The 16,711-nt window shown below is 69.0% G+C and carries 11 protein-coding genes, 1 tRNA gene and 1 riboswitch; of the genes, 6 read left to right on the top strand and 6 right to left on the bottom strand.

What is annotated here, in order from left to right; all coding sequences use genetic code 11:
- Window positions 1-88 precede the first annotated feature (88 nt).
- The 4 genes from C2L80_RS04665 to C2L80_RS04650 form a co-directional block, all read right to left on the bottom strand.
- Window positions 89-1,261: a 4Fe-4S dicluster domain-containing protein gene (locus C2L80_RS04665; RefSeq protein ID WP_239938706.1), complete on the bottom strand. Its 1,173-nt coding sequence runs from the start codon at window positions 1,259-1,261 to the stop codon at window positions 89-91.
- Entirely contained in the window at window positions 1,254-2,798 is a 1,545-nt protein-coding gene (gene gltX / locus C2L80_RS04660; protein WP_103262761.1) for a glutamate--tRNA ligase, read from the bottom strand. The genes C2L80_RS04665 and gltX overlap by 8 nt, the downstream gene beginning before the upstream one ends.
- A gap of 47 nt (window positions 2,799-2,845) precedes the next feature.
- Window positions 2,846-3,589, bottom strand: a complete 744-nt coding sequence (locus C2L80_RS04655; protein ID WP_103262760.1) for a lipoprotein intramolecular transacylase Lit — start codon at window positions 3,587-3,589, stop codon at window positions 2,846-2,848.
- 176 nt (window positions 3,590-3,765) lie between these two features.
- Window positions 3,766-5,130 (bottom strand): ATP-grasp domain-containing protein, encoded by a 1,365-nt coding sequence (locus tag C2L80_RS04650; protein WP_103262759.1) that lies wholly within the window; start codon window positions 5,128-5,130, stop codon window positions 3,766-3,768.
- Window positions 5,131-5,407: 277 nt separating this feature from the next.
- Here C2L80_RS04650 and C2L80_RS04645 point away from each other — a divergent pair, with 277 nt between their 5' ends.
- The 5 genes from C2L80_RS04645 (at window position 5,408) to rlmKL (ending at window position 14,338) form a co-directional block, all read left to right on the top strand.
- Entirely contained in the window at window positions 5,408-5,920 is a 513-nt protein-coding gene (locus C2L80_RS04645; protein WP_103262758.1) for a LabA-like NYN domain-containing protein, read from the top strand.
- Window positions 5,921-6,088: 168 nt separating this feature from the next.
- A riboswitch (SAM riboswitch) is annotated at window positions 6,089-6,181 on the top strand.
- 9 nt (window positions 6,182-6,190) lie between these two features.
- Window positions 6,191-7,453: a methionine adenosyltransferase gene (gene metK / locus C2L80_RS04640; RefSeq protein ID WP_103262757.1), complete on the top strand. Its 1,263-nt coding sequence runs from the start codon at window positions 6,191-6,193 to the stop codon at window positions 7,451-7,453.
- Window positions 7,454-7,988: 535 nt separating this feature from the next.
- On the top strand, window positions 7,989-10,322 hold the full coding sequence (gene priA / locus C2L80_RS04635) for a replication restart helicase PriA (RefSeq protein WP_103262756.1): 2,334 nt from the start codon (window positions 7,989-7,991) through the stop codon (window positions 10,320-10,322).
- Between the two features lie 220 nt (window positions 10,323-10,542).
- Window positions 10,543-11,775, top strand: coding sequence for an RNA polymerase sigma factor RpoD (gene rpoD / locus C2L80_RS04630; protein ID WP_087197514.1), 1,233 nt, complete (start codon window positions 10,543-10,545; stop codon window positions 11,773-11,775).
- 259 nt (window positions 11,776-12,034) lie between these two features.
- Window positions 12,035-14,338 carry a bifunctional 23S rRNA (guanine(2069)-N(7))-methyltransferase RlmK/23S rRNA (guanine(2445)-N(2))-methyltransferase RlmL gene (gene rlmKL / locus C2L80_RS04625; protein ID WP_092197886.1) on the top strand — a complete coding sequence of 768 codons (2,304 nt, stop codon included), beginning with the start codon at window positions 12,035-12,037 and terminating at the stop codon, window positions 14,336-14,338.
- A gap of 120 nt (window positions 14,339-14,458) precedes the next feature.
- Here rlmKL and C2L80_RS04620 read toward each other — a convergent pair whose 3' ends face one another.
- Entirely contained in the window at window positions 14,459-15,160 is a 702-nt protein-coding gene (locus C2L80_RS04620; protein ID WP_087197518.1) for a YczE/YyaS/YitT family protein, read from the bottom strand.
- A 229-nt stretch (window positions 15,161-15,389) separates the two neighbouring features.
- On the opposite strand from C2L80_RS04620, the gene C2L80_RS04615 reads away from it, so the two are divergent.
- A complete protein-coding gene (locus C2L80_RS04615; RefSeq protein WP_129589892.1) occupies window positions 15,390-15,749 on the top strand; it encodes a translation initiation factor IF-2 in 360 nt (119 codons plus the stop codon).
- A 537-nt stretch (window positions 15,750-16,286) separates the two neighbouring features.
- Here the strand turns inward: C2L80_RS04615 and C2L80_RS04610 are convergent.
- Window positions 16,287-16,361 (bottom strand) — tRNA-Val (locus C2L80_RS04610).
- Between the last annotated feature and the right edge of the window lie 350 nt (window positions 16,362-16,711).

Below are 16,711 nucleotides of genomic sequence, written 5' to 3'. Positions count from 1 at the left end.
ACCTGGGGCTGCTGCGGCTGCTGGCTGGGGGCCGGCGGCGGGGTGGGGGCTTGCGGCTGCTCGGAGCCTTTCGGCTGCTCGCGATCAGTCATAGGGCCTTCCTTTCCTCATGCGTCTCTTGGCGCTGCGTTTCGACGTTTTCGTCGCCTTGGCCGTCCGCGTCCGGCAGGAACAGCTCGGCTGTCGCCTCCACGAGCGCGACGGCGCCGAAGGTGCAGGCGGGCACGCACAGCCCGCATCCGATGCAGTAGCGCGCGTCGAACGCGAGCCGTCCGTCGGCGGGGTCGGGGAATCGCGCGCCGGTGGGGCAGGCTGACGCGCAATCGAGCGTGTTTTCGCAGAGCGCGCAGTCGGTGGCGGACACCGCCACGGGAACGCGCGGGGCGATGGACGGATCGCGGTCGATGGCTTCGAGCAGAAGCTGGCGCTTCGGCTGCATGGTCTTGCGCGTGAGCCCGTCGGGCACGAAGTCGTTGAACTGCACGCCGTCGGCGAGGTTGAGCCGCGCGCGTGCCCGCGCGCGCTCCTTGCGCTCGTAGAACTGCTGGAGCACTTCGGAGTTGCGCAGACGGCGCTTGCCCGTGGCGATGTCGCCCACGTCGCCGACGAGGTTCGCGAAGGCGCTTCGCCGGTCGAGGCCCTCGGGGCTCGCCAGGTCGCGCACGAGGTTCTCCTTTTCAGGGATGACGTCGGTGAAGCCCACCTTGCCGCCGCTCCACTCCTCGGCTGTCGCGATGGCGTGCGAGTACAGGGCCTCGCCCATCTCGCCCGCACGGTCGCAGTCGGCGCAGTAGGACAGATCGGCCGCCACTTTCACCGGCACGTTCTCGGACAGCACGAGCGTCCAGAACTCGGGCGAGAGCGCGGCGAGGCAGGGCAGCACCACGACGTTTGCCGCCGGCTCGAGGCCGGGGAAGACGTTCTCCTTGCAGGTGAGCACCACGTCCTCGCCGCGCAAGGCGATGCGGCGGATGCGCGCGTGCACGTCGATCATCGTCACGCGCGTGGACGAGAACGCGTCGCAGATGCCGAGGCAGATGCCGCAGCGCGTGCAGGCGTCCTCGTCGATGGTGGGGCGCCCGTCTTGCTGGAAGGAGACGGCGTCGTGCGGGCAGGCGAGCGCGCACCGCGCGCAGTCCGCGCCGCGGACGCGGACGCAGAAGTCGCGCAGCACGACGATCTGCCCGGAACCGCCTCGCTCCTGCACGCCGTCCGTCCGATCGGAGGCGCGTTCCGATCGGACGTCGGCGGCCTCAGGCACCGAACGCCTCTTTTGCCACCTGGTCGATGCGCGCCAGCACGTCGGCGCGCTCCAGAAGCTCTATGCTCTCGAAGAGCGGCGGCGACACCATGTTGCCGCACACGGCCACGCGCAAAGGCTGCAGCACGAGCTTGAGCTTCAGGTCGAGTTTATCGGCAAGCGCCCGGCACGCCTCCTCGAGCGGCGCGGCCTCCCACGGCCGGCCCTCGTCGGCCAGCACGGCGCGGCACGCGGCCAGCGCCTCGTCGGCCCGCGCGCCCTCCTTTTTCAGCACCTTGGCGACGCTCTTCTCGTCCAGCTCGCGCACCTCAGGCCCCCAGAACAGGAACCCCAGCTTGGCGGGTATCTCGTCGAGGCGCGCGAGGCGCTCGGCCACGAGCGGGTAGAGCTTGCGATACCATTCGGGGCGCGCGTCGAGGTCGGCCGCGGCGCGCGAAATCGCGTCCTCGGACAGCTCTTCGTCGGCGGCGAGGCCCGCATGCGCGCGCCAGAGCCACGGCAGCGACGCGCGCACCCATGCGCTCGCGCCCATCTCCTTGATGTACTGGCCGTTCATCCATTCGAGCTTCGTCTCGTCGAACACGGCGTCCTTCTTCGTCACGCGGTCGAGGCTGAACTCGCGGCAGAGCGTGGCGCGGTCGATGATCGTCGTCTCGCCGTCGAGCGACCAGCCCAGAAGCGCGAGGAAGTTCACCATCGCGTCGGGCACATAACCGCGCTCGCAGAACTCCTCCACGCTCGCCGCGCCGTGGCGCTTCGAGAGCTTCTTGCCGTCGGGGCCGAGGATCATCGACAGGTGCGCGAACGTGGGCACGGGCAGCCCCAGCGCCTCGTAGATGAGTATCTGGCGCGGGGTGTTGGACAGGTGGTCGTCGCCGCGGATGACGTGCGTGATGCCCATGTTCGCGTCGTCGCACACCACGGCGAAGTTGTAGGTGGGGCTTCCGTCGGTGCGCACGACTATCATGTCGTCCATCACCTCGGCGGGGAAGCTCACGTGGCCGTACACGGCGTCGTCGAACTCGATGGGCCCGTGATCCTCGGGCACGCGCAGGCGCCACACGTGCGGCTCGCCGGCCTCGATGCGGCGGGCGGCCTCGGCGGCATCGAGGCCGCGGCACGTGCGGTCGTAGCCCGCGTAGCCGCCTTCGTTCGCCTCGGCGGCGGCGCGCTTGGCGTCGAGCTCCTCCTTCGTGCAGAAGCAGGGGTACGCGCTCCCGCGCTCCTTCATAAGCTCGAGCGCCGCGGCGTACGTGTCCGTGCGCTGCGTCTGGAAGTAGGGGCCGGCCTCGCCGCCCACCTCGGGGCCCTCGTCCCAATCCAGCCCGAGCCACTTCATGGCGTTGAGGATGACCTGCACGTTCTCCTCGGTGGAGCGCTCGGGGTCGGTGTCTTCGATGCGCAGGATGAAGTCGCCGCCCATCGCGCGGGCGAACGCCCAGTTGTAGATGGCCGTGCGCGCGCCGCCCACGTGGAGGCGGCCGGTCGGGGAGGGTGCGAAGCGCACGCGCACGCGCGCGCCGGTTGCGTTGGTCATGGAGAGGATCCTTTACGTCTCGTCGTTCGTCGTGCGTGGGCCCGCGCCTAGTGGGCGGGCGTGCGGCGGCGCAGCAGGGCGCCGACCACGATTGCCAGTATAGATGACAAGCCGGTGGCCGCAAGCCACACGGCCCCCATCCCCATCCAAAATTCGGGAGGGTACATGGTGATGAGCAGCGAATCGTAGGAGAAGGTCCAGGTGCCGCTCGCGAAGAATAGCGAATGGAAGGCGGCGAAGAAGCCGTTGAAGTCCGCGACCACCCATGCGGCCAGCAGCGCGAAGGCCGCCACCACGACGGCGCCCGCAGCTGAAAGCACGCCGCCGAGCGCGCGGCGCCCCACGCGGATGGCCACGTGGGCGCAAGCCGCGACGGCCAGCAGGGCGACGGCGGCGAGCGCGATGCGCGCGGCTGCCACGACGCGGTAGACGTCGTCGAGGTGCGACAGCGCGTCGGAGGTGAGCGTGTACTGCTCGGGAGCGGCGGCCAGCTCGTCAGGGCTCGCTTCGGCGTAGCGCGTGTTCGCGCTGTTGTTGATGTCGCAGAGCGTGGCGAACACGGCCTCGCGGTCGTTCGAGCCCACCGTGTAATCGCGGGTCGCCACCGCCGCCCGCACGAGCTCGTCGTGCGAGAACGGCGTGTCCGGGTTGCCGTCGCCCGAGAACGCGTTCGCGAGCAGCTCCGTGGTCTGCGGGAGCGCCGCGCACGCCGCGAACCCGGCCGCCACGAGCGTGACCGCCAGCGACGCGACGGCCACGACGGCCGCTGCCTTGTTGATCAGGTTGGACATAGCTTCCTCTCCCTGGCTCTCATGGCGCGCTTTTTGGCGCGCAGGTCAGTGGCGCTCGCACGAGCAGACCAAACGATCCCCAAGTCCTTTAGTCGGCGTGCGAGGCGCCGCCGACCGAGCGCGCCGCCCGCCGCGCCAAAAAGGGCCGCACCACTTGCGGTGCCGCCCGCCGCTCCCTAATCCACCCAGATCGTGGCGGCGGTCATGCCCTGCATGTCCTTGGAGATCGTCGGCAGTGGCCCCAGGCGGCTGAACACGCCCGCGAACGCGCCGTCGTACAGGTACAGCCCGTTCAGGTTGTTGTAAAGCGCCGGCTCGCGGCGCACCTCGCCGTCGGCCAGCGCGTCGATGCCCGTGTCGGGCGGCAGCGTCTCGGTCTGGAAGGGGCGGATGTAGCGCTGCACGATGAACGGATGGCCCGCGCGCCCGTTCGCGAACCGGTCGACGAGCTCCTCCCATTCCGCTTGCGTGACCGCGACCCCCGCGTACACGTCCTCGGCGCCGTAGTGGTCGGTCGGCTTGATGATCCATTCGCAGCGGTTCTCGCGGATCTGCGGCAGGTTGACGTGGTTCTCGTCCAGAAACGCGGTCAGGGGCACGGTCTGCTCGATGAACGACACCTCGTCGGCGTCGAGGAAGGCGGTCGTGCGCTCGTCGAACAGCGCCTTGAATATCTGCTTGTCGTGCGCGATGTGCCCTGCGAAGCTGCCGATGAGCGCCACTTTCTCGGCCCGCACGGCTTCGATGAGCTGCTGGGACTCGTCCCAATGGTCGATGACGTCGTTGGTGACGCAGCGCCGCCAGACGGCGTCGATGCGCTCGCCCTCGCCGTCGCGCAGCGTCTCGCCGTCGAAGGAGAGGTCGCGCACGTCGGCGACGACGCACTCCGCGCCGCGCTCGCGGAACAACTCCGCGAACACGTGGAACTCGTCCACCACGCCGTTTTCCAGGTAGTCGCAGATGGCGATGCGCGGGTTCTCGACGCGGCGGTCGTAGGTGGCGTAGATGCCGAGAAACGCCTCGACCCACGGCTCGAACAGCTCGCAGCCCTCCACGCGGTGGCGGCGCGCGAACTCCTTGAACGTCTCCGACCGAGCCACCGACGCGGTGATCTCGCGGTTCTCGTTCATGCCCGACGAGCCGTCAGCGTTGAACTCGCAGAACCTCACGCGCAGGTCGTCCTCGTCGAAAAACGTGTCCACGCGCGCGAACGGCAGCACCGAATCGTAGCCGCGCGGCAGCAGGATGAGCTCTTCGAGGCGCGGGTCGAAGTCGAACACGCGGCGGTAGGCGGGGTCGGCCAGGTAGCGCTCGATCACCTTGACGAGGATGCGGTGGGCCGTCTCGGCGGTCCGCTTCATGGCCTCGCGCGTTTCGCGGTCGAACAGGCGGGGGACGAAGGTGCTGGCCACCACCTGGTGGTGCACGATGGCGGTCGATCCTTGCATGTAGTCGTAGGCGGCGCGCCGTCCGGCGACGTCGCCGTCGAGGGAGTCCATGATGGCGAAGTATTCGCGGGTGTAATCGGCGTTTGCGGTCATGGCGTGGTCCTTTCGGGTGCTGTCGCGCCCTTCGGCGGCGCGGGCCGGCCGAGGGGCGGTTTTTCCGGAAAGTGTATCACGGCGCGCCTCGCGCCGCGGGCGGGGTTGCGGTATCGCCATACGAACGGCGAAGCCCCGGAACCTGCCTTCAACCGTGCGGGTGCGCCTGCGCGGCAGGGCGATCGGGCCGGCGCCCACGCTTCCCGCTCGGCTCTTGGCCGGCGGCCTGTGGTATCCTGTTCGAGACAAGGTGCGCGGACAGGAGCGGAGGGCGACGATGAGGGTGGCCGTTTTCGTCGACGGGGCGAACTACTTCTACATGCAAAGGAAGCTGGGCTGGCATATCGATGCCCGCAAGCTGCTGGATTTCTGCCGGAGCTTCGGGGACGTGCAGGATGCCTATTACTACGTCGGGACGGGCGCCCCTCCCGAGGCGCAGCAGCAGGCGTATCTGGGCGCGCTCGCGCGCATCGGCTACTCGCTCGTCACCAAGCAGATCAAGACGATCTTCGATCCCCATACCGGCGAGTCGAAGCAGAAGGCGAACCTCGACGTCGAGATCGTGCTCGACATGTTCAACACCGTCGACACCTACGACATGGCGGTTTTGGTGAGCGGGGACGGCGACTTCGAGCGGGCGCTGGAGCTTTTGCGGGCGCGCGGGAAGAAGTTCAAGGTCATTGCCACGTCGGGCCTCGTCGCGAAGGAGATCCGCTCCGTCTGCGGCATGCATTACGTGGACTTCGCGGACATCAGGGGCGAGGTTGAGCGGACCGGGGAGGCCCGTTAGCGGGCGGTTCGTCCCAGGGGCCGTCTGCACGCCCCTCTGCGCGCGGTTGCGCGACCGCTCGTGGGGGTTGTGCGCGCGCAATGGGCGCGGTATTGCGCGGGGGAGGGTTTCAGGGTACCATCGGCAAGGTTTCGCAGGGGCTTTCGGCCGCTTCGCGGCGTCCTCTGTTTTTTATCGAGAGTCGGGGGAGAGAGTTGGCTCTGGGATCCCGACACCAACCTGGCGTGCGCGCCAAGGTGGTCCGGCCTACAGCGATGAAGGAGGAAACTCATGGCCGAAGCATCGTCGTACCTGTTCACGTCCGAATCCGTCACCGAGGGGCACCCCGACAAGATGTGCGACCAGATATCGGATGCCATCTTGGACGCCATCATCTCCAAGGAGATAGAGCTCGAGCGCGAGGGCTACATCGCCCCCAGCGGGCAGCCCGCCGACGTGTCGCGGATGCGCTGCGCGTGCGAGACGATGGCGACCACGGGGCTCGTGGTCGTGGCGGGCGAGATCCGCACGCAGGCGTACGTGGACGTGCCGGCCATCGTGCGCGAGGTGGTGTGCGGCATCGGCTACGACCGCGCCAAGTACGGCTTCGACGGCACCACCTGCGGCGTGGTGAACGCCATCCACGAGCAGAGCCCCGACATCGCGCAGGGCGTGGACGAGAGCTGGGAGGCGGTCCACGGCGGGGCCGCGGACGATCCCTACGAACGCATCGGCGCGGGCGACCAGGGCATGATGTTCGGCTACGCCTGCGACGAGACGAAGACCCTCATGCCCATGCCCATCTACCTGGCCCAGCGCATGAGCGAGCGCCTCGCCGCCGTGCGCAAGGACGGCACGCTCGACTACCTGCGCCCCGACGGCAAGACCCAGGTGAGCGTGCGCTACGAGGACGGTGCGCCGAAGTGGGTGGAGAAGGTGGTCGTGTCCACGCAGCACGCCGAGGACGTCTCGCCGGACGAGCTGCGCGAGGCCATCATCAACCACGTCGTGGGCCCGGTGTTCTCCGACGAGGGGACATCGATCATGCCGGGCATGGAGATTCACGTGAACCCCACGGGCCGCTTCGTCATCGGTGGGCCGATGGGCGACTGCGGCCTCACGGGCCGCAAGGTCATCGTGGACACCTACGGCGGCATGGGCCGCCACGGTGGCGGGGCCTTCTCCGGCAAGGACTGCACGAAGGTGGACCGCTCGGCGGCCTACGCGGCGCGCTGGGTGGCGAAGAACGTGGTGGCCGCGGGGCTCGCGCGCCGCTGCGAGGTGCAGGTGGCCTACGCCATCGGCATGGCGCGCCCCGTGAGCGTGATGGTGGACACGTTCGGCACGGCCGCCGTGGACGCCTCGACCATCGAGCGCGCGGTGGCCGAGGTGTTCGACCTGCGCCCCGGCGCCATCATCGACGCGCTGGATTTGCGCCGCCCCATCTACCGCAAGACGGCCGCCTACGGCCACTTCGGTCGCGAGTTGCCCGAGTTCACCTGGGAGCGCACCGACAAGGTGGACGAGTTGCGGGCGGCGTGCGGTTTGGCGTAAGGCCGCTTGCGGGCGCGCCCGTCCGGCCCGGCGCGGTCGGACGGGCGTCGCCGTCTTTCTGCATCGCCCCGATCGCCCTTCGCGGGCTCCGAGCTCCCGAAAGCCGGTCGGCAGGCGGCGGGCGGGATCGCCGTGCGCGATTTCGCCGTCGAAATGGCCACCAAACCGCGTTCTGGCACAGATTCCCCTGCTTTCCCCCTTGCTCTTTTCTGCGACCTGGGGTTTCGGCGAGAGCTAGGAGGGAAAGGGGGATTTTGGCTGCGATTCCGTGCCAGAACGCGGTTTCGTGGCCAAAAAACGGCCCGCGCCACGCATGCGGCGGCGCGCGCTGCTTGCCGCCTCCTGCCTTCCGTTTGCGAGAGCGATCTTGCCGTCGTCCCCGTTCTGTTCGGCACGCGAGGCTCCTTCACCGGGGGGGTCGTGCGCCCGAGCCGCGTCTTCGCCGAAGTTTCCGAGCGCGCCCGAGCCGCGCGGTTTTCGTGCGGCCTTGTCGGGCGCGCCTTCCACGGCCCGGGCTTGGAATATACTGGAAGCCATGAAACTCGCATCGGTCATCCTCGACATACCCACGCAGGCGCTCGACGCGCCCTACACCTACGCCGTGCCCGAGGACGGCGGCGAGGGCGACGCGCCCATCGAGGTGGGCTGCGCCGTGCTCGTCCCGTTCGGCGGGCGGCGCGCGGTGGGCTTCGTCATCGAGCTGGCGCAGGACGACGAGTGCGACTGGCTTGACGGGATCGACCCCGCCAAGCTCAAGGGCATCGTGCGCGCGGTGAGCCGCCCTTACTTCGACGAGGAGGGCGCGGCGTGCGCGCGTTGGCTCTCGGAGCGCTACATCGCGCCCCTGTCGTCGTGCGTGCGCCTGTTCACGCCGCCGGGGGGCGTGCCGCGCATGGTGCGCTCGCGCGAAGGCCGCTGGCGGCTCGAGGAGCCGGCGGTGGGGGAAGTGGACGACCGCTGGGTGGTGCCCGGCCCCGCGCTCGCCGCGTTCGAGCCGCGCGGAAACGCGGTGAAGCAGGCCTCCATCGCCGAGGCGCTGCGTGCGGGAGAGCTGCGCGTGGCGGAGCTCGCCGCCGAGTTCGGCGCGGTGTCCGACGCGGTGAGGGCGCTTGAGCGCAAGGGCGTGGTGCGCGTGGAGCGCCGCCGCCGCCTGCGAGGGGTGCCCGGCGGCGGGCGCGGGCGCTTCGAGGGAGGCGGCGGGTTCTCGCCCAGCCCCAAGCCGCCGCTCACCGCCGGGCAGGCGGCGGCGCTCGCCGCCATCGACGCGGCGCGCGAGCGGGCGGCGGGCGAGGTCGTGGTCGTGGACGGCGTCACGGGCTCGGGCAAGACCGAGGTGTACCTTCAGGCCATCGAGGGCGCGCTTTCGGCGGGGCGCACGGCGTGCGTGCTCGTGCCCGAGATCTCGCTCACGCCGCAAACCGTGGGGCGCTTCCGCGGCCGCTTCGGCGACACGGTGGCCGTCATGCACTCGCGCATGAGCCAAGGCGAGCGCTTCGACCAGTGGGACTTCATCCGCAGCGGGCAGGCGCGCGTCGTCGTCGGCGCCCGCAGCGCGCTGTTCACGCCGCTGGCCAACGTGGGCCTCATCGTCATCGACGAGGAGCACGAGGGCTCCTACAAGCAGGACAGCGCGCCGCGCTACCATGCCCGCGATGTTGCCGTGTGGATGGCGCGGCGCGCGGGCGCGGCGGTGGTGCTGGGCAGCGCGACGCCTTCCATCGAGACGCTGCACGCCTGCGCGAAGGACGCCGCGTGGCATCGCGTCGAGCTGCCCGAGCGCGCCAACGGCCGGCCGCTTCCCGAGGTGCGCGTCGTCGACATGGCCAAGGAGTTCTCCGGCGGGTCGCGCTCCATGTTCTCCGGCGCGCTTTCGCGCGCGCTCGCCGAGGAGCTTTCCGCGGGTCGCAAGGCGGTGCTTCTGCTCAACCAGCGCGGCTTCGCGAAGTTCCTTTTGTGCCGCGAATGCGGGTTTGTGCCCGAGTGCCCGTCGTGCTCCACCTCGCTCACGTTCCATGAACGAGGGAATCTGCTCGTGTGCCACCACTGCGGCCACCGCGTCCCCGCGCCGCCTACGTGCCCGGAGTGCGGCAGCCCCTATCTGAAGAAGTTCGGCGCGGGCACCCAGCGGGTGGAGGCCGATCTGCGGGTGCTCCTCGACGCGATGCCCAGCGTGGGGCCGGACGTGCCCATCGTGCGCATGGACGCCGACACCACGTCTGCCAAAGGCGCCCACCAGCGGCTGCTCGAAACATTCGCGGAGGCCGACGCGGCGGTGCTCCTCGGCACGCAGATGATCGCGAAGGGCCTCGACTTCGAGGACGTCACGCTCGTGGGCGTCATCAACGCCGACACCATGCTGAAGCTTCCCGACTACCGCGCCGCCGAGCGCACGTTCGCGCTCGTGGAGCAGGTGGCCGGCCGCGCCGGGCGCGCCGCGCTGCCGGGGCGCGTGCTCGTGCAAACCTACGAGGCCGCCGCCGCTCCCATCCGCGCCGCGGCGGCCCACGACCGGGCGCTCTTCCTGCGCGACGAGCTGCCCAAGCGCCGTCTTCTGGGTTACCCCCCCTACGTGCGCATGGCGAACGTCCTTCTGTGGGGAACGGACGAGCCCGCGGTGCGCGCCGCCGCCCTCGAGCTCCAGCGCGACCTCGAGCGCGCGGTGCGCGACTTCGGCGGGGACGGATGGAGCGTGCTTCCCGCCGTGCCGTGCGCGCTCGCGAAGCTGCGCGGCACGTACCGCTGGCACGTGGTGGCGAAGTGCCCCTCCGACGCCGACCTTTCGCGCGCGCTCCTGCCGCTGTTCCGGCGCCGCAAGCCCGACAAGCTGGTCAACGTGGCCGTGGACGTGGATCCCGATGACCTGCTGTGACGCGCCGCCCGCCGGCTCCGCTCTCGCGGACGATCCTTGCGAAGGCGCGCTCGCACCCGGTCGGCTTCGACGCTTTGGCGAGGATGCGGAAGGGGATTGCGCGGGGACGAGATTCGCGGTTCGGGTATCCGCTTTTTGTGATACACTGTTTGGCTGTATCTTTGCGCCCCGAGCGCATGCGCGCATGCGCGCACGCCGTCCTGTTGGAAAGGAAGATCACGTGGCCCAAGCCTCCAAGAAGCAAGCATCCGCGCAGACGAAGAACGTCTCGGCCAAAGCCCCGATCGATGCCGAGGAGATACTTGACGACGAGGCGCTCGACGCCGACCCCGACGTGGTCGCCGCGGATTCCCTCGACGACGACAAGCTCGACACCGGCCTTGGCGGCGACGGCGACGAGGAAGACCTGCTCGAAGGCATCCCCGAGGAGGAGCTCAAGGCAACCGTCGACGTCCAACTGCCGAAGGTGACCAAGAGCAAGGTGCGCTCGGCGGCGCGCAAGCGCGGCGCCGACGCGGGCGTGACCATGCTCACGGGCGACCCGGTGCGCATGTACCTCAAAGAGATCGGCAAAGTCCCCTTGCTCACGGCCGCCGAGGAGATCGACCTGGCCATGAAGATCGAGGCCGGCGTGGCCGCCATGGAGGAGCTCGACAAGGCCGAAGACGAGGGCATCGAGCTCGACCGCCGCGAGAAGCGACGCCTCGGCCGCATCGAACAGGTGGGCTTGGACGCGAAGCAGCAGCTCATCGAGGCGAACCTGCGCCTCGTCGTGTCCATCGCCAAGCGCTACGTGGGCCGCGGCATGCTCTTCCTCGACCTCATCCAGGAAGGCAACCTCGGCCTCATCCGCGCGGTGGAGAAGTTCGACTACACGAAGGGCTTCAAGTTCTCCACGTACGCCACGTGGTGGATCCGCCAGGCCATCACGCGCGCCATCGCCGACCAGGCCCGCACCATCCGCATTCCCGTGCACATGGTGGAGACGATCAACAAGCTCGTGCGCATCCAGCGCCAGCTTCTGCAAGAGCTGGGCCGCGAGCCAACGCCGGAGGAGATCGGCAAGGAGATGGGTCTGCCGCCGGAGCGCGTGCGCGAGATCCAGAAGATCAGCCAGGAGCCAGTGTCGCTTGAGACGCCCATCGGCGAAGAGGAGGACAGCCAGCTGGGCGACTTCATCGAGGACGACGCCGCCGTGGTGCCGCCCGACGCCGCCAGCTTCAGCATGCTCCAAGAGCAGCTGAGCAAGGTGCTCGACGGCCTGGCCGAGCGCGAGCGCAAGGTGATCAGCCTGCGCTTCGGCTTGGAGGACGGCCATCCGCGCACGCTCGAGGAGGTGGGGCGCGAGTTCGGCGTCACACGCGAGAGAATCCGCCAGATCGAGAGCAAGACGCTCGCGAAGCTGCGCCATCCGTCGCGCTCCTCGAAGCTGAAGGACTATCTGGAGGACTGACGTTCCACCGGCCTGCCTGCCGGTGGAACTGCCCGACGCTGCGAAGCCCCCTCGCACCGATCCCCGCCCCTTTCTCGCTTGCCCTCACGTGGCCCTGCCCGGCACCCGTGCAGGGCGCGCCCTCGCGGGCGCATGGTGGGGAATCGAACAAACCGCTGGCTTGTTCGACAGCCGCGAAACGGGCCGATTGTCGGCACGAGGGGGCTTCTCGCTGACTTGCTGGCGCCAACCTGCGCTATCGGATGATTGGACCTGCGCCATGGAAAACGAAGACATCGAACTGTTCGCGAGCTGCCTCGCCGGTTTGGAAGCGCCGCTCGCCGATGAGCTCAGGCGCATGGGCGTGAGGCGCGTGCGCCCGCTTGCCGGGGGCGTGGCCGCGTTCTGCGACGTGCGCGGCGCGCTGTCCGCGTGCCTGTGGTCGCGGCTCGCCTCGCGCGTGCTCGCGGTGGTGGGGCGCGTTGACGCGTCGGACGCCGAGCGCTTGCACGAGGGCGTGCGGGGCCTTCCGTGGGAGGACGTCCTTGCTTGCGGGGCGAGCATCGCCGTGCAGACGCACGGCGCGAACGACGAGCTGCGCAACACCCGCTTCACCGCGCTCAAGGTGAAGGACGCGGTGTGCGACAGGATGCTCGGGCAGACGGGGCGTAGGCCCGAGGTCGATCCCGAGGAGCCGGACGCGCTCATCGACGTGCGGGTGCGCGGTGCGCGTGCCACGTTGTCGCTCGATTTGTCGGGTGGGCCGCTCTACCGGCGCACGTGGCTTTCTGCCGACGACGGTGCCGACGCGCCGCTTTCTTGCGCCCAAGCAGCCGGGCTGCTCGCGCTCGCGGATTGGCAGAGGCTCTGTGAGGCCGGCGCGGCGCTCGTCGATCCCGCGTGCGGCGACGGAGCGCTCGTGGTGGAGGCCGCGGCGTGGGCATGCGACCTCGCGCCCGGGCTCGTGCGCGAGCGCTGGGGGTTCTTCGGCTGGGGAAAATCCGAGCCCGAGGTGTGGAACGATCTCGTCCGAGAAGCCGACGAGCGTTTCGAGCGCGGTCTGGCGCGCATCGCGGGCGCGGACGCGCTCGAGGCCCCCTCGTCCGCGCCGCCCGACCGGGCGCGCGTGCGCATTGCGGGAGCCTCGTCGTCCTCCCCGGCCATCGCCCGGGCGCGTCTGCTCGCGCGCCGCGCCGGACTGCGTCAGGCGCTCACCGTGGAGCTTGCCGACGCGCAGTCAGCGGACGGGCAGGTTGCGCGCGCGTGCGCGGCGGCCTCGCGCGACGCGTCCGACGGGGCCGCGCGCTGCTTGGTGGCGTGCATCCTGCCGACGGGGGATCGCGCTATGTCCGAGGCGCGCGCCCGGGCCGATGCCGCGGCGTTCGCGGCCGCGTCGGCATCCGCGCCGGAGGGATCGGTGTTCGCGGCGGTCGGCGGCGAGGGCGTGGAGGAGCGCTTCGGCGTCGCGCCCGCCCTTGGGGTCGAGATCGGGAAGGGGCGCGTGGCGACGAAGGCCCTCGTGTTCGATGCGCCGCCCGTCGGCACGACCGAGGTGAGCGTGCCGGATCCTGCCGGGGGCGCCGAGCACCTCGTCGAGGTGTTCGAGGAGGCTTCCGGGCAGTTCGCCGCCCGCTTGCGCAAGACGGCCAGGGAACGGCGAAAGTGGGCGCGCCGCGAAGGCGTCACCTGCTACCGCATCTACGATGCCGACCTGCCCGACTATGCCGTGGCCGTCGATGTGTACGAAGGGGCGGGCCAGGCGGCTGGCAACACCTACGTCCACGTAGCGGAGTACGCGCCGCCGCGCAGCGTCGATCCCGTGAAGGCGCGGCGCCGCTTCGACGACGTCCTTGCGCTCGTGCCCGTCGTGCTGGGAGTGCGGTCCGACCACGTGTTCTCCAAGGTGCGCCGCCGCGAGAAGGGCGGCGGGCAGTACCGCGAGGCCCGCCGGCGCTCCTACGTGACGCAGGTGCAGGAGGCAGGCTTCGAATTCGAAGTGGACTTGGCGGGCTATCTGGACACCGGCCTGTTCCTCGACCATCGCCTCACGCGCGCGCTCGTGGGCGCGAAGGCGCAGGGCAGGCGCTTCCTCAACCTGTTCGCCTACACGGGCACGGCGACGGTCCATGCGGCTGCGGGCGGGGCGCGATCGACTGCCACGGTGGACCTGTCGCAGACCTACCTCGACTGGGCGCGGCGCAACATGGCCGCGAATGGGTTCGAGGGTCCCGAGCACACGTTCGAGCGCGGCGACGTCATGGCCTGGATCACCGAGGCGCGCCGTGCGGGCCGTCGCTTCGACCTCGTGTTCGTCGACCCGCCCACGTTCTCCAACTCGAAGGCCATGGGGCGGCGCACCTGGGACGTGCAGCGCGACCACGTGGAGCTGCTCATCGGCGTGTCGCGCCTTTTGTCGGAGGAGGGCGAGGCCGTGTTCTCGTGCAACCTGCGCTCGTTCAAGCCCGACGAGGAGGCGCTTGCGCGCTACGGCGTGGCCCTCGAGGACATCACCGCGCAGACCATCCCGCACGATTTCGAGCGCAATCCCCGCATCCATAAGTGCTACCTGGTGAGGAGGGGGTAGGGGTCCTGGCGCGAAGGGAGCCCCCCTCCTCTTGGTGCGTCGTCGGCGCATCGGCACGCGCTGCCCCCGCCTCGTCTATCGCACGCAGCGTCCTGGCTGCAAGGGCGCTGCGTGCCGCGTTTAATCTGCGCGGTTGCACTCCGCGCCATGGGGGAGGGGGCTTTCATCCCCGCGCTTTCGCGCTTCTCCCAAAGCAGGCTTCACGCCGCCCATGAGCTTGATGAAAACGTTGACGACGAAGCCGGTGGCCGCCGCTGCGATGACGGTGCCTTCACGCACGCCCGCGACGGTGCCCATGAGCGCGATCGACGCGACGACGGCCAACCCGACGCAGCCGAGGTCGAAGCCCACCTTCGTGCGGCCGAAGCTCCATCCCGTGATGCTCGTGACGGCGCATACGAACGCCTCGCCGCTGTTCATGACCACGTTCGCAACCACGGTGCATGCCACGCCGAACGCGAGCGCCGCGACGCCTGCGGCCAGCACGGCAAGCGACGCGGGGTAGCTGTGCGGCTGGACGAACGAGAGCAGGCTTCCGAAGGCGTCGATGCCGATGCTGAACAAGACGGAGATGGGCACCTGCAGAAGCGCCGCCGCCTTGAAGCGCCGTCTGAGGATGGCGATCTGCCCGATCAGGAGGGCGGCGTTCCAACCGAGCATGAACGCGCCGTACGACACGTTCGGAAACGACAGGCTCAACACGTAGCCGAGCGACGAGATGGGCGAGGTGCCCAGGCCTGTCTTCGTGATGAGGACGATGCCCGCCGCCATGGCAACGATGCCGAAGGCGAGCAGGCAGCATCGTGCAGCGAGCTGTCTCATAGGTTCCTTGTCGTCTGTTGTGCGGGGAAGCGGGATCGCAGGCGATCGCCTGACGCGCTTTCTGGCTTTGATTGTATCCCTGCGAGTCGGCTCCCGCAAGCTGCGCCCGCCGCTTGCGGGGTGTGGTATCGTGGTGTCGTGGAATCGGCAGGGGGGGGCAGAGGCCGTCGGGGCGAAGCGTGCGGAAGGGCCGGCTTCGCTTCGCATGGCGGGCGGGAAGGAGCGCTTCGTGGAGATTGTCGTCGGCATCGTCGCTTTGGCCGCCGTCTCGATCGTCGGCATCGTGTACGGGGCGTTTCTGTTCGCGGGCAGCAAGGCGTGCTTCCGCGTTGTATGCGGAGGCGAAGACTTCCTCGCGCTTTGTCCGAGCGACGCGGAGTTCAGGAAGAGCGCACGTCGCTCGGCGGTGGCGGTGTGGATGATCGTGGCGATCATGTGGTGCGCGACGGCGAGCGCGTACGCCTGCCTGGACGACGCCGTTCGCATCGCGGTTCGCGTTGCGGGCGCTGTGGCGGGCGCAACGGTTGTCGTCGTGGTCGTCCTGCAGGTCAGGCAGCGCGCCGACCTGCTGAGGAAACACGGTGGGTGATCCGCAGGACGCTCGGGCGGGCGGCTTCGGCGGGCGGTCAGAGGGTGCGGAAGGGCGGGTGGAAGGCGGGCGCGCATGCGGTGCCGGAGGGCGGCGAGGCGGTTTGGCCGACGGGAGTTGGTGCGAGAGGCCGAAGGCGCTCAGAGGCGAAGAGGGCGAGAGAGCAGGCGAGGGCGAACCCGCCCGCAAGTTCGGCCCCTTCGCTGCATAGGGCAAGGATCTCGAGACGCGATGCTCTCCTGATTGCTGCCGCTTGCGCCTCTCGAGAAGCTGCCCCCTTCCAGGCGATCAGGCGTTTTCTCCGGGTGAACCGTCTCGGATCGCAGAATCCGGCCCGATGCCTCCCAAAAAGGCCGAGCTTCGGCAGCAAGCCGGTAATTTCGGCGCTATTTCATCCTTCCGGCGGCAGCATCCCTCAGACGGCAGCGCTTTCTTGGGGCGGCATGGCTTCGCGCCGCTGTGCCCTGGTTGTGTCTTGAAGGGCTTTTGGGGCGAGAAAACAAAAGGTCGCCAAAAACCGGCGACCTGCTAGTTTCATGGTGGTCGCTACAGGATTTGAACCTGTGACCCCCGCCGTGTGAAGGCGATGCTCTCCCGCTGAGCCAAGCGACCATTTCAAAGTGCGCCGTAGCGCGAATAAGTATTCTAGCGGCTTGTCCGACGGATTGCAAGCCCTCTTTTGCTATTTTTTCTTAATCTCGACGAGGTCTGGAAGTGGGGTCTGGAAGTGTTGGAAGCGCTCTGAAAGTTTCGAAAACGCCGAGAAGTGTCTTTTCGTGCAGAAAGCCTCTTTGCAGATAGGCGTTCTGCCTGTCATGCTGGATGCTGCGCGGCATGTGCGCTCTGCCTTCAAAGATTTTGTTGGTGCGGTCGAGCACTTGAATTGATGTCGTTGTCGTGTACCCGTCCGGTCGTTCGTTAAATAGTCTCTCAAAGGACTAAAATGTCCGTTTGTAAGTCTC

Source organism: Rubneribacter badeniensis (assembly GCF_002899695.1).
GTDB lineage: Bacteria > Actinomycetota > Coriobacteriia > Coriobacteriales > Eggerthellaceae > Rubneribacter > Rubneribacter badeniensis.
This window is presented reverse-complemented; position numbering and strand designations above follow the sequence as displayed.

Bases quoted from the DNA above. Each gene is read 5' to 3' on its own strand.
- metK (WP_103262757.1), top strand. From the start codon at position 6,191: ATGGCCGAAGCATCGTCGTACCTGTTCACGTCCGAATCCGTCACCGAG.
- C2L80_RS04620 (WP_087197518.1), bottom strand. From the start codon at position 15,160: ATGAGACAGCTCGCTGCACGATGCTGCCTGCTCGCCTTCGGCATCGTT.
- rlmKL (WP_092197886.1), top strand. From the start codon at position 12,035: ATGGAAAACGAAGACATCGAACTGTTCGCGAGCTGCCTCGCCGGTTTG.
- C2L80_RS04645 (WP_103262758.1), top strand. From the start codon at position 5,408: ATGAGGGTGGCCGTTTTCGTCGACGGGGCGAACTACTTCTACATGCAA.
- priA (WP_103262756.1), top strand. From the start codon at position 7,989: ATGAAACTCGCATCGGTCATCCTCGACATACCCACGCAGGCGCTCGAC.
- C2L80_RS04655 (WP_103262760.1), bottom strand. From the start codon at position 3,589: ATGTCCAACCTGATCAACAAGGCAGCGGCCGTCGTGGCCGTCGCGTCG.
- gltX (WP_103262761.1), bottom strand. From the start codon at position 2,798: ATGACCAACGCAACCGGCGCGCGCGTGCGCGTGCGCTTCGCACCCTCC.
- C2L80_RS04650 (WP_103262759.1), bottom strand. From the start codon at position 5,130: ATGACCGCAAACGCCGATTACACCCGCGAATACTTCGCCATCATGGAC.